Raw genomic sequence first — 21629 nt, 5'->3', positions numbered from 1 at the left:
CATAACACGTTACATCAATTATTTTAACCTATGTTGTTATTCCGGTGCTCCTCCAAGCCGCCGCTGCAGCGAATAATAGCCGTAATACCTGCCCGGAGAGCCGGCGGGGAGAATCCATGGCCTTCGGGATCCAGGGCCTACGGGTTCTCGTCACCGCGTCCACACGGGGCATAGGCCATGGAGTAGCGGAGGTGCTTCTCGAAGAGGGCGCCAGGGTGGTGATCAACGGGCGTAACCGCGAGAGGATTGAGGAGGCGCTGGAGGGGCTCCGGGGCAGAGGCGAGGTCTACGGAGTGGCTGCTGATCTCACCAGGAGGGATGACGTCAAGAGGCTTGTAAACAACGCCGCCAAGCTTCTAGGAGGTCTCGACGCGGTGGTCTACGTCACGGGGCCTCCGAGGCCCGGTGTCTTCGAGGAGCTTGGGCTCGAGGACTGGGATTATGCCGCCAGGCTTCTGGTCATGAGCGCCGTCTGGGTTGCTTACTACGCGCTGCCATACCTCAGGGAGAGCAGTAGGCCGAGCCTAGTCTATGTTACCAGCGTGGCCACTAAGGAGCCTGTGGAGGGGCTTACGCTCTCAAACGCGCTCAGGATAGCCGTGCACGGGCTAGTCAAGACGCTCTCCAGGGAGCTCGGCCGGCACGGTATTAGGGTTAACGCCGTGATGCCGGGCTACATTATGACCGATCGGGTCCGGCAGCTGGCTGAGAGGAGGGCCCGGCGGGAGGGGCGTAGCCCGGAGGAGGTGCTCCGTGACATCGCCGCCTCCGTGCCCCTGGGGAGAATCGGGGAGCCTAGGGAGGTTGGCTACCTGGTGGCGTTTCTCCTGAGCCCCTACGCCGGCTACATAAACGGGGCCTCGATACCGGTCGATGGCGGGCTCCTCCACTCGGTCTTCTAGTAGATAGAGTACTTAGAGCCCCTAATGCGCCCCGCACAGCCCTCCGCAGGGCTGGGGGGGGGGAATGGCCGCGGGAAGGACTACCGGCGCCGGTGTGGTGCGTGTCAGGATACGCGGCATCTACGCTACAGCGCTGACTAGGCTGGCTCTGGACTACGGGTTCCAGGTTGTGCAGGCCTCAAGGGTTATCGCAGACCGGTTCGGCATACCCCAGCTGACGCTCCCTGCCGACGTCACACTGAAGAACAGTGATAGCGACCCATCAGAGCTCGTGGTTGTAGGCTATACTTGGGCTGTCGAAAAGGTTCTGGAGAAGCTTAGGGAGACCCTGCCCTATTCATTCTACTGGCGCAGCCGCCTACCGCTCCACGCCACCGTCAAGGCCAGGGTGAGGGGCCGGGCCAGCGGCGAGGCGTGCATAGCCGAGGTGGAGGGGGTTGAAGCCGAGCTTGCGGACGAAGAGGTCTGCGAGCCTGGGAGGGAGGTTGTAGCCTCCGTTGTGAGGCCTGGAGTGAAGCCGTGGGAGAGGCCACGCCTCGCCCTGGGGGCGCGCGTCATAGGGGATTATGCGATACTCTTCGAGTCCCCCCGGCCCAGGGTGACGGTAAGCGAGCATGTAAGGATGCAGGAGAAGAGGGCCGAGTTAGCGGCTCTGGCCACGGAGTACACTAGCCGGGGGCTGAGCGTCCACTGGAGGAGCAGCAGCCAGCACGCCGACGCCGAGACCCTGCGGAGACACCTCGAAGAGCTGTACCAAGCGCTCCTCGAGGCCAGGGAGAGGGCTGAGAGGGGCGGCCCCGGCGTCTACACGCCGGGCGAGACGGTGGCCGTCGTGAGGCTGAGCAGCCTGGACAAGGCTACGCTGGACACGGTGAGAGACAAGGTGACCCCAACCATAGAGCTGCATCACAGCGTGAAGAGCCTCGCACCGAGCATCTCCACTGTTGTGGACTACGCGGAGAAGCTTAAGGCGCGGGGCGTGGACCCGGCGCTGCTCCGGGAGGCCTTGCTCGACACTATGGGGGAAATGCTTTCCTCAAGGCGCAGCGTCAGGATTATCCATGTTAAGCTTGACGGTAGGGTGGTGGAGCTCGGCCGGGGCGAGGTTAGAAGTATCTACCGGGAGAACGGCCGCCTCATAGTCGTCATTGAGAGGCGGGTACGGAGCCGCGGCGTCTACGATGGGCTTGGAGCCGAGAAGGAGCCCGGAGACAGGATAGTAACGGAGATTGACACAGGCTCTTGGCTTGTGAAGCACACCTACTACTCTAGGAGCGGCTGGGTAAAGGGCATATACGTCAACGTGAACACGCCCCCAGAGGTGGCGGAAGATGCCTTGGTATATCTAGACCTAGAAGTAGACGTTGTGAAGAAGCCGGGGGAGAAGCCACGCCTCATAGACGAGGATGAGCTGAAGAAGGCACTTGAATCGGGGATAGTTACGGAGAAGCTCTACCGGGAGGCGCTTGAGAAGGCTAGAAAGGCGCTGGGAGACTAACCGTTATAAAGCCCCATAATGCCGGGAGACTTTTGCATGGAGCCTGCTGGGCGCGGGGGTGCCCGAGCCAGGTCAAAGGGGGCGGGCTCAGGACCCGCTGGCGTAGGCCTGCGTGGGTTCAAATCCCACCCCCCGCACCACTGCCGCACATCTCCTCTCCCAAGCCCCTGGGATGCGGGCCGGGCTGCAATACTTCCGCCCCTCCCCCTCCCCGGAGATCCGGGTTACATACAACGTCATATACACCGTGGAGGATAACACCGTTTAAGCCCGGGACGCGGCCTTGCAGCGGATAGTCACGTTCAAGATAGAGGAGGACGTGCTAGCCGTGCTAGACCGCTATGCTAGGATGCGTAGGCTGACCCGAAGCGAGGTGATAAGGGAGGCTATAGAGAGGCTTCTAAGGAGCGAGGGTATAGAGGTGCCCAAGAGCCGTAACAGTGTAAGGTACGATCCCCGCGCGCCCGTGATAGAGGTACCAGTCTAGGTTCGGGCCCTGGCAGCGTGGTAAAAACGCCCAGCGGGTTCCGTCCGCTGCTCTTTTCCTCCTTCGGGTGCTGCGTAAGGTTCTCGCCTCTCTGTGGGGGTTCTCAGTCCCTTACAGTCTCCAGCAATGATATCACGTTCCATATTATCGTCCTGGCGTAGACCGGCATGTTGGGGTCCTGGCTTATCTCGTCGAGTATGCTTATAGCGTTCGCTGCCCTTACGCCTGGGCTGAGGCTCTCGTCGCGGAGCCGCTTGATCGCCTCCGTGGCTGCTCGCCTTATGTTACGCGGCACCGCAGTGTCATTTATTATCCTCATGAGCATTACCATGGCCTGCCTCAGCTTTGCCTCGTTGTCATAGAGGGGGGCCGCCACTGCTATCACCTCCGGAGACGTAGCCCCGGGGCATCTAGCCCCGGGTCCCGAGGGTGGAGGGCCTGGGCCCGTCTTGGAACAGCAGTCCTGGGTTCAGCTTTATTACGTTGTCCTCGTGAATGCTGTCGGCTCCAGGCTTTATGGGTGTAGAGGTGTGGGCGAGAGGGCTAGCCCGGATGTAGTACGCCGTATGGCAGACCTGCTGCGCGCTGGCGCCGCCATGCTCCCGGAGCGCTGCCCTATCTGCGGCCTCCCTCTCTTCCGGCTGCGGAGCGGCGAGGTGGTCTGCCCGGTCCACGGGAGGGTCTACATTGTTAGGGATGAGAGCGAGGCCTCTAAGGTCACAGTGCAGGGCGTGCTTGAGGAGCTCGAGAAGTTTGTCGCCTATAGGCTGAGCGAGGCTATGAGGCGCGCGGAGGCTGGGCAGGAGCCTGCAGCGATTGACGAGATACGTGGGTGGCTTGATGTGCTGGAGAGGGTTGAGCGCATCCTAGGCATGGTGTCAGTGTCGCTCGGCGAGGAGCGCCGCGGCGAGGAGAGAGGGCCCTCGGAGCCGAGGAGGAGGGGGAGGCGCTAACACTCCACGATGAGCATGGCGCTGGGCGGCTTGGAGTATAGCCTGGCCCGGCAGCCGTCCCTCAGTTCCTCCAGGAGCCTGGGGGGTAGCCCGGAGGCCAGCGGCACCGACGCCATCACCGCCCCTGCGACCAGTATCGGCTCGGCCTCGACCACCGCTATGGCTGAGGGGGCTAGGCCGCGGCGGGCTAGGGCGTAGAGGATGTAGGGGCCTACCGTGCTGCCCCTCCCACCCTCCATTATGAGCACCCTCCCGGCTATGCTGCGGCCGTCGGTCAGGGTGCCGCGCTCCGGGTCAACCTCGCCGTAGAAGGAGAGCCTGCCGTGGACCACGAGAGTCTCTCCGGAGCCGTTGCCCTCGACGATGCCGCGCAGCTTCACACGTCTCTCCGGCACCGCGCCGCACCCCGGCGGGGCCAAGCCCTGCTAGGCGCCGTAAGCCTTGACGAAATCCTCTAGGGAGGCAAGGGCCACCCTTACGCCATGTCGCCTCGGCAGGTAGAACGCCGATTTCACCGAGTCGGTTGCTATGGCCTTCAAGCCGCTCCTACCCAGCGTGCTCACCACTAGGCAGGTCCCGGGGAGGATGCGTATATTCCGCCTCGCCAGCTCCCCCGCAAGCGTCGCCAGAGGCCTAGAAGCCCTGCCAGGCACTGCTATCCACACCGGCCGCCGGAGCCTAGACACCCCGTGAGCCTCCATCAACTCCAGGACGCGGTTTACCACGTGCTCCGGGTGGTGAGGACAGCCGGTGAAGAATAGCTCGGCCTCATCCAGGCTAGCGGACTCGACCTCCTCCCGAGCCTCCCGCAGATCATTGGGGCCTAGCGCCGCTCTCTCGACGCCCCCCGGCGGCCCCTGATCCTCGGGAGACACGTGGCGCACTACACACATCGCCGTGCTGCCGGAGGCGGCTGCCGCCGCGCACATGGCTATGACCTGGCGCTTTGTTAGCCTCCCCGCATCTAGGTAGGGGAGCTCGCCCGAGAACAGCTTGCCTATCATGTAACCGAGCAGCCCTGCCTCCACCTCGCCCCTCGGCAGGGTCTCGACCCTCACGGTGATAGTTGGGCGCCGGTTTTCCTCCAGGTGAAGGCCCCAGAGGTAGGTCCTCCCGACCAGCGCGGCGGCGAGCGCTACGGGGCCGCCCTCCCTGTTGGTCCTGGCCCCATAGAGAGTGTTAGCCACCGCTACCGCGCTCGACTCGCCCCATGCCAGGTGCTCTCCGGGCCTAGGCCTGCGCAGCGCGTAGGGTATACAGGTCCCGCTGGGCTCGAACCCCATACGGAGGAGGGCCTTCACTATCCTGGCCTGCTTCTCCACATGCTCCCTCGGCACAGGGTAGGGGGGATCCATGCCCAGCGGGGCGCCGGCGGGGTTGAATGTAGAGTAGACCGCTACCCTCCCGCCGGAAGCCAGGCCCTCTATGAACTCGAGGCCCGGGTCTCCTATGTTGCTGTACGACACGCCGCTGACATGCGCATGGCTTATCCTTATGAGCCTTTCCGCTCCAAGAGCCTCGCCTATGCGGACGAGGAGCTTCATAGCCAGCTGGCGGGCCGGGCCCTCCTCGCCCTTGAGGATGCGCTCCTCCTCCCGGGTGAGGTACATGGCTCAGCTGCTACCCCCTATCCTAGGCCTGGTGTACCTTTCACGCTCGCGTATAGGGGCTGTAGCGTCCAGGACAAGCTTGTAGGTTAGCCCCTCCCTGGCACTCGGATCAAGCGTGGAGCCCCTAGCATGAGGGATAACGACTAGCCCCCTGTCAGCCTGGAACCTGGTGGCTATGGCCCACTCGACCTCCCACGGGTCATCGGGGTCTATATCGCTGTCTACAACAACCACGTGCTTGAGGCTGGGATGAGCTGCTAGCGCCGCGAGGCCGGCAGTCTTCCCATCGCCATCATGCTGCTTCTCGATAGAGATCACAGCATGCAGCCACATACCCCCCGCGGGGGTGAGCCGCACCTTCCTCACATGAGGCACAGTGCGCGCCACAGCCTCGTATATCGCAGCCTCCCTGGGGAACCCCATTAGCATCATGTGCTCGTAGCCGCCGGGCAGTATTACATGCATGTAGGGCTTGTAGACCTTGTTTACATAGACGTGCTCCACATGGAGCACGGGCTCCTCCCTGGCCCGGTCGTAGAGCTGGAGGAGGTCTACGAAGGGGCCCTCCGGCGCCCGGTCGGGGCCCAGCCTAGCCTCAATAACCATCGAGGAGCCGCAGGGCACCGGCAGCCCGTGGAGGGGAGTACGGCAAACAGCCAGGCCGCCTAGGAGGGCAGAGGCTATGCCCAGCTCGAACACGCCGTAGGAGGGGCTCGAAGCCGCGGCCAGAAGAACGCGGGGGTCGACACCTATGACAACCGCTACCGGGAGCCCCTTGTCCCCCGCCTCGCGGAGCATCCTGTAGAGGTGGCGGGGTACAACCCTTACAGCTGCATAGCTCTTATCATCGCTCACCATTATTCTATGTATGGAGGCGTTGCACACATCCCCCCTACATGCTATAAATATCGACGAGGTGACGTAAGATCCCCCATCCTTCTCGTAGAACCGCAGGGCTGGGAGGAGGGAGACCCCGGAGCCGGCCTCCTCGAAGAAGCTGCTGAACCGGCGCTCCTCGAAGCCCCCCGGGCTGGATAGGGCACGGGAGAGCCTGGAGTAGGCCTCCACATCGCTGCCCGCGCCGAGGGCCCAGTAGAGTGTCTCCCTCCCAGCTATCAGGTTTGAAGCGAAGGGCCACCCGAAGCCCCTTACACGATACACCACTATACCGCGGCCGTCATACTGTTTTATCAAGCGTGCGGCCTCGTAGCGGGGATCGAGGGGCTCTGGAGCCTCCACAAGCTTGGCTCCACGGCTTCTGGCCTCCTCAAGGAACAGCTCCACGGAAGCATCTATATTACGCATCTCAGCGGCCTCCCCGTTTCCTCGTAGTCCTCGCTAAGCCGGACACCTCCTAGAACTAATCCCTTAACCTCGCCGGTATAGGGGGTAGCCACACGAGCCACCATCCTCTGGAAGTCTATATCGCGTAGCAGACCCAGCGCCTTCTCCTCCCCATCGGGGCCTATGAGGGACACCAGGGCGTTGATGGCCAGGTTCTTGTCGAGTATATACATCTGCTTCTGGTAGACTGAGGCAGCCCTCTCAATACCCCCGGGATCCGCCTGCCCCAGGGTAACCACGTAAAGCGTGTCGTGGGTCTCGCTAGCCGCTAGCACGGGGGCCCGGAGGAGCTGCTGGAGCGTCTTCACATGTTCCCCGGGGAGCCGGGCGCCGGAGAAGAAGCAGCTCCCGTAGACAGAGACCCTGGCGAGGTCTATGTCCCTCTCGTAGAGGGGCTCCAGGTACCTGCGGTAGGCCTGGCTCCGCAGCTCCCTGCGCTCCTCCCTGCTCCGCTCCCTCCTCGAAGCCGGGCTTGGCAGGTAGGCGACGCCGCAGCGCTGCCCGGAGAAAAGCCTCTCAACCATGTGGTAGAGCTTCTCGTCGCCAACCACATACACCATGTCAACGGGTATGTACCTGGCTATCTCAGCCTTATACTCTATGGAGTTTATTCCCTGTACCCAGCCGTCAGTATCAACCACGACGACCTCGATGCCCCGGCTGCGCAGCCGGAGGGCGAGCTCCACAGCCCCTGCCACTATTCTGCGCTCGGCCCGCTGGGGAGTTATGCTCCCAACAAACCTGATGTACTCGGCCCTCAGCTCGCGGAGCCATAGCAGGGGCCGCCGAGCCTCGGCGGCGGAGACACAGGCCGGTGGCCCTACATCCGCCTGGCCCACGTCAGCGTCTACCACGCCAGCCCTCATGCCGCGGAGGAGGGCACGGTTCAGTATCATAGCCGAGAGGCTGGACTTGCCTGCATCCACGGGGCCGAGCACCATGAAGCTCTTGCAGCCCCTGCGGATCGCGTCGTCCACGCTGCGGAGCCAGGTATCGACAACCTCCTCGCCCGGCTCCGGCCGCTCAAGCGAGCCCCCGTAGCCCACCTCGACCTCGACGCTAGACTCTACAAGGGCCTTTATCGCGTAGCTGCGGTGCTTGTGGACGACGAACTCGTCCCCGTGGTTGAAAACCGCGCCGAGCACCACGACCTGGCCGTAGGATACGCGCGCCCGGAGGGGGCCGGTGGCCCTCACAACCTGGCCAGGCTCCAGCCGGATGCTGATACGCATACCTGGAGCCCCCGCCAAGTCCCCTCTAGAGCCGATATCCCTCGATGAACGCGCGGAGCGCTATAGCGGCAGCTGCACGGAGGTCGTCGGCAGCCAGCTTCTCGGCGCCCCGCACCCCCAGCAGGGGCGCCCGGTTTGAGCTGTGCTCGTCTACCAGGTACACCCGGGCGCCGCAGGCTCTAAGCTCCTCCACTAGGCCCAGGGCGCGGCCAGCCATCGAGGGAGAGGAGCCCACAGCTACCACGAGCTCCGGATGCCTCCTAGAGGCGCTGCATATCCAGCCAAGCAGCCGCCTGGAGCCCGGCGGCTCGAAGCCGCTATAGAGAACCGCGCCCGCCGAGAGAAGCACGTAGGCGAGTTTCGAGGAGCCCACGTCGACGCCCAGTATAGCCTCGTAGAGGCGGCCTTGGACCGCTTTTACGAAGTCCAGAAGCCCGGCTATCGGCCCCTCCCCCTCGTCTAGGATCACCACTCTCCCGCAGCCTTCCCCAAGGCTCTCCAGGGAGCGGTGGTCTGCAACCACTATCTCGCCGTCGCTGCAGGGGGCCGGGCCCCGGGGGACCCGGTAGCCTACACCGAGAAGCCTGGCTAGCTCCACCAGCCTCTTAGCGAGCACTGGCTCGCTACTCCATATAATAACCGTGCGCCTCCCAGGCGTGGCCGGTGGGGACCTGGCCAACCCGGAGTCAGTGACCCGGCTTACGGGGAGAATATTTGCCTGTCTGTAGGAAGCTCCTGGAAGCCCTTACCTGGCCCGGCGTGGTGCTGGTGTACGGCGCGGCGGGTGTAGGTAAGACAACGCTCGCACTAGAGTTCCTAAAGGACTACTGCAGCTCGCGATGCCTATACCTGACCACCGAGGGCCTGGACTTCGTGAAGCGCGCCGAGCGGATGGGCGTGGATATGAGCCGGGTCACGGTGTACGAGGCGCTACAGCATACAGACTTCCTAGAGCTGCTGGCCCAGCAGAGCCTCCCGCTAAACGACATAGTTGTGGTGGATAGCGTGAACTTCTTCGCCCGGAGCGGGGTGGAGAAGGCCTATGAGACCACACTGCTCCTGGCCGCCGCGCTCTTCAAACTAAGCGAAGACTATAGGGTACCCGTGGTGGAGACCGCCCAGGTACACAGCGCGGGCAACTCCTACGAGCCTGTGGCGGCGAAGGGGCTGGAGATGTGGGCGCATAACATGGTAAGGCTTGAATACGCTTCGCCCGGGCGTAGGAGGCTCCACCTGGAGAGGCCCGGCGGCCTGGAGGCGGAGTTCCGCATAGTAGAGGGAGGAGTGGAGTGGCTAGACTGCTGACCCCCACTGAGACCGTGCTCGTCCTCCTGCCAGCTCTCGCGGCCAACGGCTCCCCCGTCCTCCTAGGCCACAGGGGCACCCCGATCGACGGGGGCAGGAGGTTCATCGACGGAAGGCCGTTGCTGGGCCCCGGGAAGACCTGGGAGGGGCTGGCGCTAGGCACCCTGTATGGCTCGATAGTGGCGCTCCTCCTAGCCTCGCTCACCTGCCGCCCCCTCATACTCTGGGGCGGCATCGCCGCCTCTCTGGGAGCCTTGATCGGGGACATGCTCGCCGCGTTCATAAAGAGGAGGCTCGGCCTTGAGCGTGGAGCGCCCGCCCCGGTGCTGGACCAGCTGGACTTCTACTCCGGGGCCCTGCTGCTCCTCTATACTCTCGGCCTCGTGGTGGATCCTCTAACCGCGGTGCTCCTGGCGCCGGCGGTGTTCATGCTGCACCGCGCCACCAACATTGCGGCCAATAAGCTGAGGCTGAAGCAGGTACCCTGGTAGAAGCCCCAAGGCCGCCGCAGAGGGGCCCGCCACGTGGGTCCCCCATTTCACCTGCTACGCTCCTCCCCCGCCTCCCCGCTGCCGGAGCCCCCAGGTTTTATCAGCCCGGCCATCAGCTTCATGCGGTACCTGTAGGCAACGTACCTATCCTCCGGCGAGAAGCGGGGCGGATGGGGAACCGCTAGAGGGCCACCGCAGAGGGGGCACCGGTCGCGCCGAAGCGTGTACCTGCCGCAGACCATGCACCTTCTCATGAGCCACCTCATTGTCGCCACCCTCCTCGGGCCTCCCGGGGCTTCAGCGCTACCGCCTCTCCCTAGTGAAGTCGAAGCTCACGCCCAACTTCTCGGCCTCGGCCCTGCCGGTCTCTAGGCCCTTCTCTAGAGCCTTCTCGAGGGTCTTGTAGTCGTAGGCTTCTAGCTCAAGCCTGTAGCGGGGCGTGCCTATAGTGTAGAGCCTGACGCTTATATCACCAGAGGACTTCATTATAGCGTTCTTCACCGCGAGTAGCACCTTCTTTATGCGCTCCACACCGTCGCCCGCTAGGCTCCTAGCCGTTATGACCCCGCCTATCCTTACCCTCTTCACCTCTACATGGCGCCTTATCTCCTCGAGCAGCGGCTGTATCCACTCCTCCGGGACGCCGGCCTTGCGGAGAGCCTCCTCGCCGCGTATAGCTGCCTCCTCGAAGGCTGCCATCAGCTCCCCATAGGCCTCCTCGAGGCGCCACCCTACCTCCTCATAAGCCTGGTCCAGGCTCTTCCCCAGCTTCTGCGCCACTATCTCCAGTATCTTCTCCGCCTTCTGGGCCCTCTTCCACTCCATCATCTTGCGGCGGCGCTCATTATCGTTGACACGCTTGAGCGACACGTCCACCTGGCGGTTCCGCCTATTGACCCTGATAACCTTGACTACTATCTTCTGGCCAGGCTTCACCACGTCGTGTATGCTGCGCACCCAGCGGGAGGCGACCTCACTCCAGGGTAGGTACGCCTCCAGGCCGCCATACTCGTCCAGGTTGAGGTAGGCGCCGTAATCGTACACCTCGCGCACCGTCGCCACCACTAGCTCTCCCACGTCGGGCAACTCCTTCTTCCTCATAGGCACTGCCCTACACCCCTCTAGGGCTACACCTGCCCCGGGAACCCGAGGGATGCGTGGCCTACTAATATAACGTAGCAGCTCTAGAGCCACCCATCTTGTGCAGAGGCGCGGATCAGCAGCGAGAAGGAGACCGGGAACACTATGCTGCAGCCGGGAGGGCAAAGGGGGGCCGAGAGCACGGGTGAAAAAGCTGGGCTAGCCCAGGACGCGGACCACCTGGCCGAGTATCTTGGCCTTGCCGCCGGTGGGCTCCACTAGCTGGGCTCCACAGACCAGGCAGCGGACAGGAAAGGTGGCGTGGCTGAACACCACTTGCTCGTTGCCGCAGACGGGGCAGCGGACGAGTAGGAACTTGCTCCTCGGCTGGGGGACCAGTACCTTCAGCCGGCTCACCATAGGCTACCTCACCTCCACGAGCTCGACCTTCTTCAGCCGGATCCCCCTACGGTGCAGTATATAGCCACACTTCTGGCACTTGAGCTTGAGTACAACCTTCTTGGTTACCTTGGCGAAGCGCTTCTGCTCCGGCTTCCTCTTGCTACCATAGCCCTCCTGCTTCCTACGATACCTTCGCTCACCCTCAGCTAGGCTACGCCTCTTACCATGCTTGTATATCGTCACCGAGTGGGGTGTATGCGTCTTACAGCGCGGGCAGTAGGTGACTATAACCTTGGGCACCTTCATGGCGCTGCACCGCTACCCTACCGAACCCCGTATACCGGGCCCCAGGGGGTTCCCAGACTTAAATTAAATACTCTATAGATGGGCCCCTTAGGGCTGCCGCCCTCACCGCGCCTGGCTGAAGGCCAGGCCGGTCTCCACGGGCTCGGCGAGCCCCGCTGCTATCAGCTTAACCGCCCTAGAGGGCTCCATGCACGTGTAGGCGCCAGGCTTACCAAGACCGCCCTTAACGCCCAGGGGCTGGCGGAGCACCACCGGCATACACTGCCTGCCGTAAACCAGCTCGCCGGCAAGAAGCCTCGCATATGTCTCCGCCTCATCGACGCCCGCTCCTGCAGCCTCCACCAGCACCTCTCTAGCAAGCTCCTTTACCTCCCCTACCATGTCGAAGTAGCGGACAAGTACACGCTTATGCTCAAGCGCATGCCGATCCAGGAGGCTACGGGCAAGCATGCCATGGAACCGGAGGCCGGCCTCTAATAGCTCCCCAAGCTTGCCAGAGTCGAGAACCCTCCTCAAAGCATCCAGTAACAGGGAGAGACCATACTCCCCCTCAACAGACAATACTACCCACCTCTGGGCTGCCGGGGGCTTAGGCCACTACAGCTACCCCCTTAGCCAGCAGGTAGACAGCCACGGGAGCCGGCAGCCTAGGCTTATCTCCCCTCCGCAGCCGCAGCCGGTTACCCAGCACCGTCACAGTGGCAGGTATATCCGCCACTATCTCGATCCTCAGCGTATCATAGCTTGTGAAGGGCGACAGGCTCTCCGACAGCGTGAAGCCGTAGAGGGCGTCCAGGCTCAGAGGCACCACTGGGAGCCCGGTCTTCCCATTGATGCTCCAGGGGGCACGGATTAGCCTACGCGTATCCACAGTCACCTGCTCGTCTACCTCCACGCCCAGCAGCTCACGGGCCCGGGCTTCAAGCTCGCCGAAGAGCTTCTGGTACTCCTCGTAGCTCATCTGGACACGGCCCGTAAGGCGGCGCGCCAGATCCCGGCGGCCGGCGGCCTCGGCTAGCCTGTACATCACCCTAGCTAGCCTGCCCCTTGCCCCGGCGAGGTCTATGCTCGGGGGTATGGGGGAGGGTCTCCCTCTGCGTAGGCTGAGGCTGCGCCAGGGCTCGAGCACTTCCTCGCGAAGCCCCACTGCCTTGACGTAGTTGACCAGCTCGCGGCGTATATCCTGCCCGGCCCGGGCCAGCTCGTCAGAGTCCCGGAGGTAGACCGTCAGGTGGAAGCCACGGTGCCCCGAGAACTCTAGCGCCACCTGCTTCTCCTCAACGCCCAGCTCATCGACCAGTATGTCGTAGAGGAGCACACTCCTCAGCGCGGCGGGCTTGATGCACTTCTCGTCTATGAAGGAGGTCTTCTCCCCCAGGGGGGTCTCGACCTCCACAGTCATACCGCTGCACTCGGGCAGGTGGTCGGCATCTATATCGAATACAAGGTCGGCGGAGCGCCATCCTTTAGCATCCATATCGTCCAGCCCCGGCTGGTCGTAGCGGGCGGAGGAGTAGTAGAAGTGGCGGGGCGCTCTCTCGACTAGGAACTGCTTGACTTGCGAGGCGCTTGTAAAGGAGAGGTGGCGTATATAGCTCTTGCCGGTCCAGGTCTGTGCGGCAAACTCTCTGAGAGCAAAGTCGCTGGGAAGGCTAGGATCCCGCTTCTCATAGTACTCGCGGGTGAGCCTCTCTAACAGCCTCCTAGTCCTAGCGGCCTTGGCCCGCAGGCCCTCCTCCGGCATCGGTTATTCTACCCTCGGGGCTATTAGGAAGCTGAACTTAGCGCCCTGGGGGAGCTCGTGCTCCACCAGAGCCGGCATGTCGGTGCTGAAGTGGATTGTAACCATGTCGGCCACTCTGGAGGCGCTTGATAGGTCGCTGAAGTACTCGAGCGTGTAGCTTGCCTGCTGGGAGCCGTCCACCTCGAGGTCTACAAGGCTTCCGCTCTCACGCGTGTATATTATCTCGGCTTCGCCGAGCTCGCTTGAGGACGATACCTTGAACTCGTCGCCCTCCGCTACGAATCTTATCACGTCACCTATGAGCTCCACGTCCTTTATAGTATCACGGTACACGTCGCTCATAACCTTGACGTGGGCCTTGAACTCTAGCTGGGGCTCGGGAAGCTGCTCGGCAGTTATGTCGAGCAGGGGGAGGGTAAATGTGCGCACACCCTTTCCTATGAAGCTGAAGCTCACCGAGTTCTCGTCAGCATTTATCTCTAGCCGGTCCTCCTTCCCCGCTCGGCGTAAGACTTTAGCGACATCGTCGAGGTTGAGGCCGAGTTCCCTACGCTCCTCTAGATCAAACTCCTCAAAAGAGTCCCTGGGAAACCGCATGTCTAGCATAATTACGTGCGAGGGATCCATTGCCCTGAAGAGGAGCCCCTCCTCCGGGTCTGCGACGAACACGCCCTCCTCTATAACCTTCGATATCGCCGATACGAGGTAACGCCAGACACGGGCATCGAAGAACACAATTTTCAAGACCGGTGTCACCTCGTCGCTGCCCTGGACCCGGGGGGTTCCAGCAGTTCCTATCCCAGGATGTAGCGTACGCTGGGGGCTTGACCGGGGTAAAATTAGGATGGGGCCTTTTCCCGGCCCTGGGCTTCACGGCACATAGCCAGCAGCTGCTGGGCTGCACTCAGCCCCGATTGCACTAGGTGAAGGGCTCTCTCCATATGGGGCCTCGACGATATGTGCTGAGGAGTCCTGCTGTATGCCTCAAAAACATCCTCGTAGAGCTTCCCGAACAGCCTGGCAAAATACTCCAAGTAGCTATAGTCGATCACGCACGAGCCGCTAGTCATACTCTCTCCACACATACCCGCAGCTCACACACTTGAAGAACCTTGTCGGGGGCTCGTCGGCGCGGCGGGTCTGCACAACCCAGTAGTAGGCCTCATGGTAGCCGCAGCGTGGACATGTAACCCTCGTCTTAGGCAGCGACTCTAGGTTCTGCTGGCTGCTGACAACAACTATCCTCTCCTTCTCACTGTGTCTTATCTGCTGCCGGAGTACCGAGAGGGCCGGGCTATTGTTACCATCGACCTCCTCCTGGTAGCCACAGCTGGGGCACACCCAGACACGCTTGCCATCAACGGTACGTAGGACCATTAGGCTACCACAGCGAGGACAGAACTTCATGGCACCAGGCACCCCCTATGATCCACTGCGCCGCGCCGCCCTTCCGCCCTATTGATACGCTTCGGGAGCCAGCCCACAGAGCCAGCCACCTGGCCTCTCTTACACTTTTCCACCTACGCGCGGCGCTGCCAGCCGCCCGCGTCCTCTCCACGACCCTGGAGCCATCGACGCAGGGGGTCTTCAGCGCAGAGACCCCTTAAGAGCGCCTTGATGCAGGCATGGCAGCTTGGCGTGTAGGACTCTAGGCTCAGAGGCTCTAGGCCCAGCCGCGCAGCGGCCCCCGGAGGCCATGCAGCCCTAAGCTCTTCGAAGAAGCTGCTGGATCTAACTGTCTCGACCAGTTCCTCGAGGGAGCCGCCTATGAAGAGGGCCTCGACCCTACCCTGCCCCCGCAGAACCGCCGCTGCCGCCGCGTCTCCACACTGTTGGATGTATAGGAGGCGGGCTTCACGCTTCACACTTCGCATTAGACTTTAGCGCCTCCTCAAAGGCCCGGCGGAACTCTCTAGCATCTCTGATTATGTCGCTCAAAACCTCCTCTACCACGTCCAGGGGATCCCTGCTGCCGTCAGTAGAGAGGACTATGACCGGATTGCCTATCAGCGGGTGGGGTATCATGTAGGACGAGTACACCACGCCCGGCTTCCTTATGGCGTACTTGGCGATCAGGTTTGCCATGGTATGGTCCTCGCCCACAAGCTCCAGCTCCACGCTATTACCCTCGCGTTTCAGCAGCTTCACCTTCTCGGCCATGGCCTCCCACAGCCCCCGCCGCCTTAGCCGGGGAGCTGAGCCCCCTTAAGCAGTACCGCTATCTTCCTCAAGCCGCGGCGCCATTCCTCCCGGAGAACGAGCCCCTCCTCGGTCTCTTCAAGAACCCTGGAGCGGAGCCCGTATTCTATCACCCTCTCGGGGTCCTCCCCCAGTCCAGCCGCGAGAGCAGCTATCATCCGCTTGGCCGCCGCCCCTTTTACCCGGAACCTGAGGCCCTCTATAACCTCGGCTATTCTCCTAGCAAGCTCTATCACCTCCTCCGGCGGAGCGTCGGTGTAGAGTATGGATTTGTCCTCGCTCAGCCGGGCATCGTAACCGCGGAGCAGGAGGGCATGGACGAGGGCTTCCGGCGGGAAGGTCCTGCCGGCCTCCTTCACTATGGCCTCTATGGAGGCTTCCCGCCTCGTCTCCAGCTTGTAGATCTCCCATAGCTCGGCTAAGGCCTGCCTCACACGGTACCAGGTGTCCTTGATCTCATAGTCGGTGCCTACGAGTTCTACATACACTTTTCCATCCCTAATGCTTACCTCGGCATAGTTGCTTCTGAGGGCACTGCCTATCTTCTCATACAGCTTTTCGATAGGCACACCAGGTGGAGCGTTTACCACGTAGAGCTTCCTCTTTACCACCCTCAAGCCCGTCACCCTCAGGGCCGCTACGCTCCAGCATTGTGCCTCCTCTTGCGCCGGGCGGTGAGTATGTAGAGTGGGGATACCCTCCTATCTTCCTCATTGCCGCAGTGCAGGCAGACGAGCCTGGGGCTACCTGGGACGCGGTAAAGAGGGGCTCCACAGACAGAGCAGTAGGCCAGCACTACGCCGTCCTGCGACTTCTTCATGGACAGCATGAAGGGCGGGGTGGAGGACATGACCGTTGCGCGTATGTAGTCGCCGGGCTTCACGTAGTCGTATATGCTCCTCTCGCCGGGGGAGTCGGCTACCTGGACTATGTGTAGTGCGCCACTGAAGAACCCGTTATAGGGCACCATGCGCTCATCCGCGAATATCCTGACAAGGGCTAGCTCCTCCCGCGGGACCGCGTACACGATGCCGTAGACTGCGCTGCCACGCCTAGGTAGCCTGGGCTTTGCTGAGAAAGGCTTCACGCTTATCCTCCTAGAAGCCATGTCTACCTCTACTCTCCCGAAGCGCGCCGCCCGTATCAAGCCGTCGTCCACATAGACGCCGTCGCCTGGTATGAACTCCTCCACCGTGCAGAGGGGCTCTCCGGGGAACACTCTACGCCCCGCCAGCTCCTCGATGCTCCTCAGCGCCATGGCTCTGCGTCCCCTTCCGGGCCTTCAGCAGCAGCACCGGTATGTAATGTATCCTTTTGACGTGGCCATCATACATAGCGGGTATGGGGAAGCGGTAAACCCTAAGGAACTCCGCCGTGTAGCCCGCGGAGGAGAAGAGGCGGGAAAGGTAGCGTTTCACACCCTCCCCCGCGTAGTGGAGGCTGCAGACCAGGCGCGCTCCCAGGTCAATACCCGCCTCCATAAATAGCCGATCAACCCTCCTTCTTGAGACGCCGAAGGGGGGATTCTCGACAATACAGGCGTCCTCGAGCCTTCGTAGAGGCAGGCTGGCAACATCGGCTGCTACAAAGTCTACTAGACTCATACGGTAGAGCGCCGATCCCCTTGCAGCCTCGAGGACCTCCGAGTCTATGTCGATGCCTACAACGTAGGCCGCTGTAACCAGCGATACTGCATAGCTGAGCATACCGGTTCCCGAGCCCAGGTCAACCGCCAAGCCGCAGTCCTCGAGGGCAATGCATAGGGCCATATCTAGCGCTATCTCCGGCGGTGTACGGTACTGCTCATAGATGCGCTTAGGCCTGGGGAGCCTGGGAACAAGCTTCTCCAGGAGGACGGCAAGCCTCGAAACCTTTAGGGGCTTCAAGGCGGCCATGTCACCAGGGAAATGTGTAGTCCTGCGACGTGATTCCGCCCGAAAGCACTATCCTGGCCTCGGCCGGCGTGAGCACTGGCTTGTAGTAGTCTCCCAGATCCTCTATGGCCAGTCTCGGGCAAGAGGTGACCACGAAGGCGTCGTAGTCGCCCGGGGAGAGGTTGTCGAGATACTCTCTCGAGAGGTACCTGGCGAGTATCACGCGGTGCCTTATACCCCTCTTCTCCGCTAGCCGGGAGAGGTAGTCAGCTATCCAGGGCCGGTACTGGCCCGGCAGAAGCCCCACTATAATGCCCAGGCTTGAGGCCCTAGAGGCCTGCTGCATTAACCAGTACCGCCTGGCCAGGGTCTTTGAGACAAGGCCGCCTATGTCATCGACACTGGATGTGTAGGGGTCGACGCGGAGCACGGGCTTGGAGCCGCCGAGCGCCAGGCCGAGGCCGAGGGCATGGAAGTATCCTCCAGCAACTACCAGGTAGGCATCCACGGCTCCCCGTAGCTTGGTCAGGTTGTAGTAATAGCAGCCGAGCACGCTGCTGGCAGCCCTAACCACTACGCCGGAGCTGGAGAGCTTCCCAGCAATCATAGCTGCAAGCCTACGGTGTTGGACCGAATAGCCGACAGCCACCCTAGACCAGCCGTGCCTCTCCAGGGCCTCTAGGAGCTTGGAGGATAAGGCCTCGGGGTCGCCGCCGAGGTACTCTGCCTCGACGAGATACACGCCGCCGGGGAGCCCCTGGGAGCAGCTCCCCCGCCAGCAGAGGGGGTAGACGTACTCGCCATGCCCTATATGCACCAGTATAGCCCGGCCTCCGAACATGTCTAGTGCGTCCAGGGAGGCACTGCAAGCGCCGAACGAGGGCTCCAGCCTTACAGCGACACGCACGCCGAGACAGGCTTCCAGGAAGCCGGCTAGCCTCTCGAGAAGCCTAACCATGCCCTGTGGAGCCTCGAGGATGAGCAGCTCGGACCGCCTGGTATTGACGGCCTCCGCGACATGGTTGAAGTCGAACATGTAGCCGTCTATGACCGTGCAGCAGCCCCTACACTCCCAGGCCAAGACAGCCCATGCACCCAGTGGCCCGGACCCGGGAGCACCCCGATAGCACTGCCCGCGCCTGAGGGCCCCGAATGTGGCCCGGGGGGTGAAGGGGCCGGCTAGCTGGAGAGAGGAGGTGTGGGGAGGAAGACGCTAGCTCGCAGGGGCCACCTCCTCCTTCAGGGGTATTATGCGTATACGGGTTGGCAGTGGCAGCTTAGAGGCGCCACGGCGCAGCGCCTCCTTAGCGTGGTCGAGATGCTTCTTGCTCACCCGCACCTCTAGCACCGCCTGGCCGGGGTATACCCTTGCAGCGGTGCCGACGGGCTTGCCGAAGGCCTGCCTCATGCCCTCCTGCAGACGGTCCGCGCCCGCAAAGGCCATCATCTTGTTCTCGCGGAGCACGTGGTGGGGGTACACCCTTACGCGGAAGAGGTAGTTCTGGTCACCTATGGTGGTGGACAGGTACTTGTGAACCATTACACGGGCTGCCTCGAGGGCATTGTGGCGTATCTGGCCGCGCTCCTCCACGTATACCTCAACTATGTAGTCATAGTCGCCGTGCGGGTTACCCATGGTGAACTTCTGTATCTTCGGCGGCGGCACACCGTGGATATACTCCTTCCTCGTATACGCCGGCCCGGAGAACGCCTTGGACCTGCGCTTCGTGTAGCAGCGCGCGGGCTTCTGCGGCATGACTGGGCCCCGAGGGAGAGACCCGGAGGTGGCTGTTTATGAAGCCTTCTCCGCCGCTACCCCGGCCTAGCGACAATTATGTAGGGATAGAGGTTCCCGTGGGCCACGCGGCGCTCGTGGGCTATGGACCAGCCCTCCCTCTCCAACACCTGCCTCACCGTCTTATGCTCTGTAGTTATCAATACTATACTCTTCTGCACCACTTTAACCGCCTCTCGGAGAAAGCTGTGGTAGACACGCCGCACCTCCCTAGGGCTCCCCATGCGTATCCCGTAGGGAGGGTTAGACACTATAACATCGACACTGTCCACGTAGCTTGAGAGCCTTGCGGCGTCGCCCACTATGAAGCGTATACGGTTCTCCACCATGGCGGCCCTGGCGTTGAGCCTAGCACCTCCTATGTGTCTGCGGCTCCTATCCATGCAGATTATCCTGGAGCTCTCCAGCAGGGTTGCCGCCTCCACCGCCACCGTGCCCCCGCCGCACATGGGATCCATCAATGTTTCTCCGTCACGTATGCCCGAGAGAATTATCATAGCGTAGGCGAGGGTTGGCTTGAGCGCCGCCGGGTGGTCGTATATCCTGTAGCCCCTCCGGTGCCAGGACAGCTCGCCGCCAAGCTCTATAGAGACGAAGAGCTCATCGTGGATGACATCCACCGCTACTACTACAGCAGGGTAGTCGAGATCCACAGGGGGCCTGGCTCCATGGGCTCTGCTCACAGCCTCTATAACAGCGTCCCCGGCCACGCGGGCCACGTCTAGCGAGGAGAAGCTATGCTTCCCGACGCGCTCAGCCCTCACAGCGAAGCTCGTGTAGGGCGTTATGTACTTCTCCACTCCACTCTCGAGAACCGCCTCGCGGACCTTCTCTAGGCAGCTGTGGCCGCCGCAGATACTGCTGCGGGAGAGAAGGAGCCTAGCCCGGTGTATCGACTTCATGTAGCTGACTAGGTATAGCTGGTCCTCATCCAGGGATACTATTACACGGCCGTGACCCGTCCTGGTCTCGAGGATCCTGGCCCCGAGCCTAGCCGTCGCCTCCTCCGCCACTATGTCCTCTATCCCCGGGTTTGTCGTAAGTATCAGCGTCCTGGGCGCCACCGCCTCTGCACTCCTCCACTAGGCGGCGGAGCCTCTTAGCTAGCAGGTATAATGCTGACGCCTCGCCACCCGTGAGCCCCGAGCGCCACAGCACGTGGCGGAGAGCCGCCTCCACCGCCCCAAGCCTCTCCCTGTCAACAAGGGCCTCCGCCACGCTGCGGAGCAGCTTGTAGACCCTCTCCAGGCTCGCCGCATCAGCCCTCTCATGCAGCTCGCGGCGGCCGCTGAGGGAGATCCACAGCTCGTAGAGCACTATCGCCACTGCATGGCTGAGGTTGAGCACCGGGTACTCCGGGTTAGCCGGCACATGGACCAGGACATGGCACTTCGACAGCTCCTCCCTGGTGAGCCCGACGCTCTCCCTGCCGAACACCACGGCCAGGCTCCTGTAGCGCGGCGCCAGCCTCTCGGCGAACTCCCTGGCAGCGACGGCGTGGCGGAGCACGTCGCTGCGCTGCCCCGTCTTCGCACTGGTGCATGCGGCTACATCGACACCCTTCAGCGCTTCGTCCAGGCTATCTAGCACTCTGGCGCGATCGAGCATATAGGCGCCGTGGGCTGCGAAGCGCCTCGCCTCCTCGCTGCCCGGGCTGACTCTCGGCGAGACCAGGTAGAACTCGTCCACCCCGAAGTTGGCGGCTAGCCTGGCTATGAACCCCAGGTTCACCTCCCCCTCGGTGCCGACGAGTACGAGCCTCACCTTCGCGGCTCCCGGCAACCATACACCACCACTATGTCCTCGAAGAAGAGGTGGAGGCTCCCCTTCTTCAACGCTACACCTGCCTTGCTGAGCACGTCTAGCAGCCTCTCATTGCTTCCACTGAGAGAGGAGTAAACGAGCACCACGCACCGGTAGCCTGGGCAGCCGGCCACTAGAGCCGCGAGCCTCTCAGCCTCGCCTATACCCCCGCTCCAGGCCAGAGCCTCTATACCCTCATCCTCTACGGGCAGGTAGGGCGTGTTGTACATGATATAAGCGCCGGCGCCGGGGCAGCGGAGGCATGAGGCATTGTCGCACTGGACTACGTCAACCAGCGCGTCGAGCCCGGAGCCACGGGCGTTGAGGAGGCTGCAGCGGGCCGCGCAGGGGCTCAAGTCTATCATGACGGTGTAGCTGCCCCGGCTGGCGCACTCGAGCCCGAGCACGCCAGTGCCCGAGCCCACATCGACGCAGAGCGGGGCGGGGCCTCCAGCCTCTATCTCCCGAATGGCCTCAAGCGCGAGCCATGTATCCTCCGCAGGCTCGTAGACCCGGGGGCAGACGCAGACGCCACGGTCACCATCAAGGTAGACACGCTTATGGCAGCCGGCTTCACAGCTATAGCCCAGCTCCTCCAAGGCGC

General features: G+C 62.5%; 31 protein-coding genes and 1 tRNA gene. 7 read left to right on the top strand and 25 right to left on the bottom strand.

Annotation, left to right across the window (positions count from 1 at the left end; genetic code table 11):
- Positions 1–116 precede the first annotated feature (116 nt).
- The 4 genes from ACZ42Y_RS08695 (at position 117) to ACZ42Y_RS08680 (ending at position 2887) form a co-directional block, all read left to right on the top strand.
- Positions 117–902, top strand: a complete 786-nt coding sequence (locus ACZ42Y_RS08695) for an SDR family oxidoreductase (protein WP_058370383.1) — start codon at positions 117–119, stop codon at positions 900–902.
- A 64-nt stretch (positions 903–966) separates the two neighbouring features.
- Positions 967–2400 (top strand): ribonuclease FAU-1 family protein, encoded by a 1434-nt coding sequence (locus ACZ42Y_RS08690; RefSeq protein WP_464735479.1) that lies wholly within the window; start codon positions 967–969, stop codon positions 2398–2400.
- 52 nt (positions 2401–2452) lie between these two features.
- Positions 2453–2540: transfer RNA gene (locus tag ACZ42Y_RS08685), tRNA-Leu, on the top strand.
- Between the two features lie 143 nt (positions 2541–2683).
- The gene (locus ACZ42Y_RS08680; RefSeq protein ID WP_058370385.1) at positions 2684–2887 is read left to right on the top strand and encodes a ribbon-helix-helix protein, CopG family; all 204 of its coding nucleotides are present in this window, start codon (positions 2684–2686) and stop codon (positions 2885–2887) included.
- Positions 2888–2990: 103 nt separating this feature from the next.
- Here ACZ42Y_RS08680 and ACZ42Y_RS08675 read toward each other — a convergent pair whose 3' ends face one another.
- Positions 2991–3263, bottom strand: coding sequence for a UPF0147 family protein (locus ACZ42Y_RS08675; RefSeq protein ID WP_083494588.1), 273 nt, complete (start codon positions 3261–3263; stop codon positions 2991–2993).
- 154 nt (positions 3264–3417) lie between these two features.
- Here ACZ42Y_RS08675 and ACZ42Y_RS08670 point away from each other — a divergent pair, with 154 nt between their 5' ends.
- Complete coding sequence (locus tag ACZ42Y_RS08670) at positions 3418–3840, top strand: Sjogren's syndrome/scleroderma autoantigen 1 family protein (RefSeq protein ID WP_058370386.1); 423 nt, start codon at positions 3418–3420, stop codon at positions 3838–3840.
- Here the strand turns inward: ACZ42Y_RS08670 and ACZ42Y_RS08665 are convergent.
- Genes ACZ42Y_RS08665 through ACZ42Y_RS08645 form a run of 5 tightly spaced genes read right to left on the bottom strand, consistent with a single transcriptional unit; the run spans position 3837 to position 8642 of the window.
- Positions 3837–4235 carry an aconitase X swivel domain-containing protein gene (locus ACZ42Y_RS08665; protein ID WP_058370387.1) on the bottom strand — a complete coding sequence of 133 codons (399 nt, stop codon included), beginning with the start codon at positions 4233–4235 and terminating at the stop codon, positions 3837–3839. The two genes, ACZ42Y_RS08670 and ACZ42Y_RS08665, sit on opposite strands and share 4 nt — an antisense overlap.
- Positions 4236–4265: 30 nt before the next feature.
- Positions 4266–5450, bottom strand: coding sequence for an aconitase X (locus tag ACZ42Y_RS08660; protein WP_464735478.1), 1185 nt, complete (start codon positions 5448–5450; stop codon positions 4266–4268).
- Positions 5451–5453: 3 nt separating this feature from the next.
- Positions 5454–6755, bottom strand: a complete 1302-nt coding sequence (locus tag ACZ42Y_RS08655) for a UbiD family decarboxylase (protein ID WP_058370389.1) — start codon at positions 6753–6755, stop codon at positions 5454–5456.
- Entirely contained in the window at positions 6743–8026 is a 1284-nt protein-coding gene (locus tag ACZ42Y_RS08650) for a Clp1/GlmU family protein (protein ID WP_058370390.1), read from the bottom strand. The genes ACZ42Y_RS08655 and ACZ42Y_RS08650 overlap by 13 nt, the downstream gene beginning before the upstream one ends.
- A 25-nt stretch (positions 8027–8051) precedes the next feature.
- Positions 8052–8642, bottom strand: coding sequence for a hypothetical protein (locus tag ACZ42Y_RS08645; RefSeq protein ID WP_058370391.1), 591 nt, complete (start codon positions 8640–8642; stop codon positions 8052–8054).
- Between the two features lie 98 nt (positions 8643–8740).
- Between ACZ42Y_RS08645 and ACZ42Y_RS08640 the strand changes: the two genes are divergently transcribed.
- A complete protein-coding gene (locus ACZ42Y_RS08640; protein ID WP_464735477.1) occupies positions 8741–9331 on the top strand; it encodes an AAA family ATPase in 591 nt (196 codons plus the stop codon).
- Positions 9316–9822 carry a CDP-2,3-bis-(O-geranylgeranyl)-sn-glycerol synthase gene (locus ACZ42Y_RS08635; protein WP_070807807.1) on the top strand — a complete coding sequence of 169 codons (507 nt, stop codon included), beginning with the start codon at positions 9316–9318 and terminating at the stop codon, positions 9820–9822. Before ACZ42Y_RS08640 ends, ACZ42Y_RS08635 begins: the two co-directional genes overlap by 16 nt.
- Positions 9823–9869: 47 nt before the next feature.
- Here ACZ42Y_RS08635 and ACZ42Y_RS08630 read toward each other — a convergent pair whose 3' ends face one another.
- The 19 genes from ACZ42Y_RS08630 to ACZ42Y_RS08540 form a co-directional block, all read right to left on the bottom strand.
- On the bottom strand, positions 9870–10088 hold the full coding sequence (locus tag ACZ42Y_RS08630) for an RNA-protein complex protein Nop10 (RefSeq protein WP_058370393.1): 219 nt from the start codon (positions 10086–10088) through the stop codon (positions 9870–9872).
- A gap of 37 nt (positions 10089–10125) precedes the next feature.
- Positions 10126–10929, bottom strand: coding sequence for a translation initiation factor IF-2 subunit alpha (locus ACZ42Y_RS08625; protein WP_058370394.1), 804 nt, complete (start codon positions 10927–10929; stop codon positions 10126–10128).
- A 192-nt stretch (positions 10930–11121) separates the two neighbouring features.
- Positions 11122–11322 carry a 30S ribosomal protein S27e gene (locus tag ACZ42Y_RS08620; protein WP_201783076.1) on the bottom strand — a complete coding sequence of 67 codons (201 nt, stop codon included), beginning with the start codon at positions 11320–11322 and terminating at the stop codon, positions 11122–11124.
- 3 nt (positions 11323–11325) lie between these two features.
- The gene (locus ACZ42Y_RS08615; RefSeq protein ID WP_058370395.1) at positions 11326–11610 is read right to left on the bottom strand and encodes a 50S ribosomal protein L44e; all 285 of its coding nucleotides are present in this window, start codon (positions 11608–11610) and stop codon (positions 11326–11328) included.
- A gap of 102 nt (positions 11611–11712) precedes the next feature.
- On the bottom strand, positions 11713–12171 hold the full coding sequence (locus ACZ42Y_RS08610) for a hypothetical protein (protein ID WP_168371222.1): 459 nt from the start codon (positions 12169–12171) through the stop codon (positions 11713–11715).
- Positions 12172–12199: 28 nt separating this feature from the next.
- Positions 12200–13354 (bottom strand): DNA primase small subunit domain-containing protein, encoded by a 1155-nt coding sequence (locus ACZ42Y_RS08605; RefSeq protein WP_058370397.1) that lies wholly within the window; start codon positions 13352–13354, stop codon positions 12200–12202.
- A 3-nt stretch (positions 13355–13357) separates the two neighbouring features.
- Positions 13358–14089, bottom strand: a complete 732-nt coding sequence (pcn, locus tag ACZ42Y_RS08600) for a proliferating cell nuclear antigen (pcna) (RefSeq protein ID WP_236698191.1) — start codon at positions 14087–14089, stop codon at positions 13358–13360.
- 104 nt (positions 14090–14193) lie between these two features.
- On the bottom strand, positions 14194–14424 hold the full coding sequence (locus ACZ42Y_RS08595) for a hypothetical protein (RefSeq protein ID WP_058370399.1): 231 nt from the start codon (positions 14422–14424) through the stop codon (positions 14194–14196).
- Complete coding sequence (locus ACZ42Y_RS08590) at positions 14417–14761, bottom strand: transcription factor S (RefSeq protein ID WP_058370400.1); 345 nt, start codon at positions 14759–14761, stop codon at positions 14417–14419. Before ACZ42Y_RS08590 ends, ACZ42Y_RS08595 begins: the two co-directional genes overlap by 8 nt.
- A 113-nt stretch (positions 14762–14874) precedes the next feature.
- Positions 14875–15228 (bottom strand): hypothetical protein, encoded by a 354-nt coding sequence (locus ACZ42Y_RS08585; protein ID WP_168371223.1) that lies wholly within the window; start codon positions 15226–15228, stop codon positions 14875–14877.
- The gene (locus ACZ42Y_RS08580; protein ID WP_058370402.1) at positions 15209–15514 is read right to left on the bottom strand and encodes an RpoL/Rpb11 RNA polymerase subunit family protein; all 306 of its coding nucleotides are present in this window, start codon (positions 15512–15514) and stop codon (positions 15209–15211) included. Before ACZ42Y_RS08580 ends, ACZ42Y_RS08585 begins: the two co-directional genes overlap by 20 nt.
- 23 nt (positions 15515–15537) lie before the next feature.
- Positions 15538–16164, bottom strand: coding sequence for a DUF2067 family protein (locus ACZ42Y_RS08575; protein WP_236698192.1), 627 nt, complete (start codon positions 16162–16164; stop codon positions 15538–15540).
- Between the two features lie 26 nt (positions 16165–16190).
- Positions 16191–16811 (bottom strand): exosome complex RNA-binding protein Csl4, encoded by a 621-nt coding sequence (locus tag ACZ42Y_RS08570; RefSeq protein WP_058370404.1) that lies wholly within the window; start codon positions 16809–16811, stop codon positions 16191–16193.
- Entirely contained in the window at positions 16774–17439 is a 666-nt protein-coding gene (locus ACZ42Y_RS08565; protein ID WP_168371224.1) for an METTL5 family protein, read from the bottom strand. Before ACZ42Y_RS08565 ends, ACZ42Y_RS08570 begins: the two co-directional genes overlap by 38 nt.
- Positions 17440–17449: 10 nt before the next feature.
- Positions 17450–18508, bottom strand: a complete 1059-nt coding sequence (locus ACZ42Y_RS08560; RefSeq protein WP_058370406.1) for a 2-(3-amino-3-carboxypropyl)histidine synthase subunit 1/2 — start codon at positions 18506–18508, stop codon at positions 17450–17452.
- 132 nt (positions 18509–18640) lie between these two features.
- On the bottom strand, positions 18641–19183 hold the full coding sequence (locus ACZ42Y_RS08555) for a 50S ribosomal protein L16 (protein ID WP_058370407.1): 543 nt from the start codon (positions 19181–19183) through the stop codon (positions 18641–18643).
- 56 nt (positions 19184–19239) lie between these two features.
- Positions 19240–20286, bottom strand: coding sequence for a THUMP domain-containing class I SAM-dependent RNA methyltransferase (locus ACZ42Y_RS08550; RefSeq protein ID WP_058370408.1), 1047 nt, complete (start codon positions 20284–20286; stop codon positions 19240–19242).
- Positions 20213–21004 (bottom strand): RNA methyltransferase, encoded by a 792-nt coding sequence (locus tag ACZ42Y_RS08545; RefSeq protein WP_464735476.1) that lies wholly within the window; start codon positions 21002–21004, stop codon positions 20213–20215. The genes ACZ42Y_RS08550 and ACZ42Y_RS08545 overlap by 74 nt, the downstream gene beginning before the upstream one ends.
- Positions 20983–21624, bottom strand: coding sequence for a class I SAM-dependent methyltransferase (locus ACZ42Y_RS08540; RefSeq protein ID WP_464735475.1), 642 nt, complete (start codon positions 21622–21624; stop codon positions 20983–20985). Before ACZ42Y_RS08540 ends, ACZ42Y_RS08545 begins: the two co-directional genes overlap by 22 nt.
- Between the last annotated feature and the right edge of the window lie 5 nt (positions 21625–21629).

The sequence above is a fragment of the Pyrodictium brockii genome (assembly GCF_055379715.1).
Note: the sequence above shows the minus strand (reverse complement) of the source record. Positions and strands in the feature narration are given on the sequence as shown.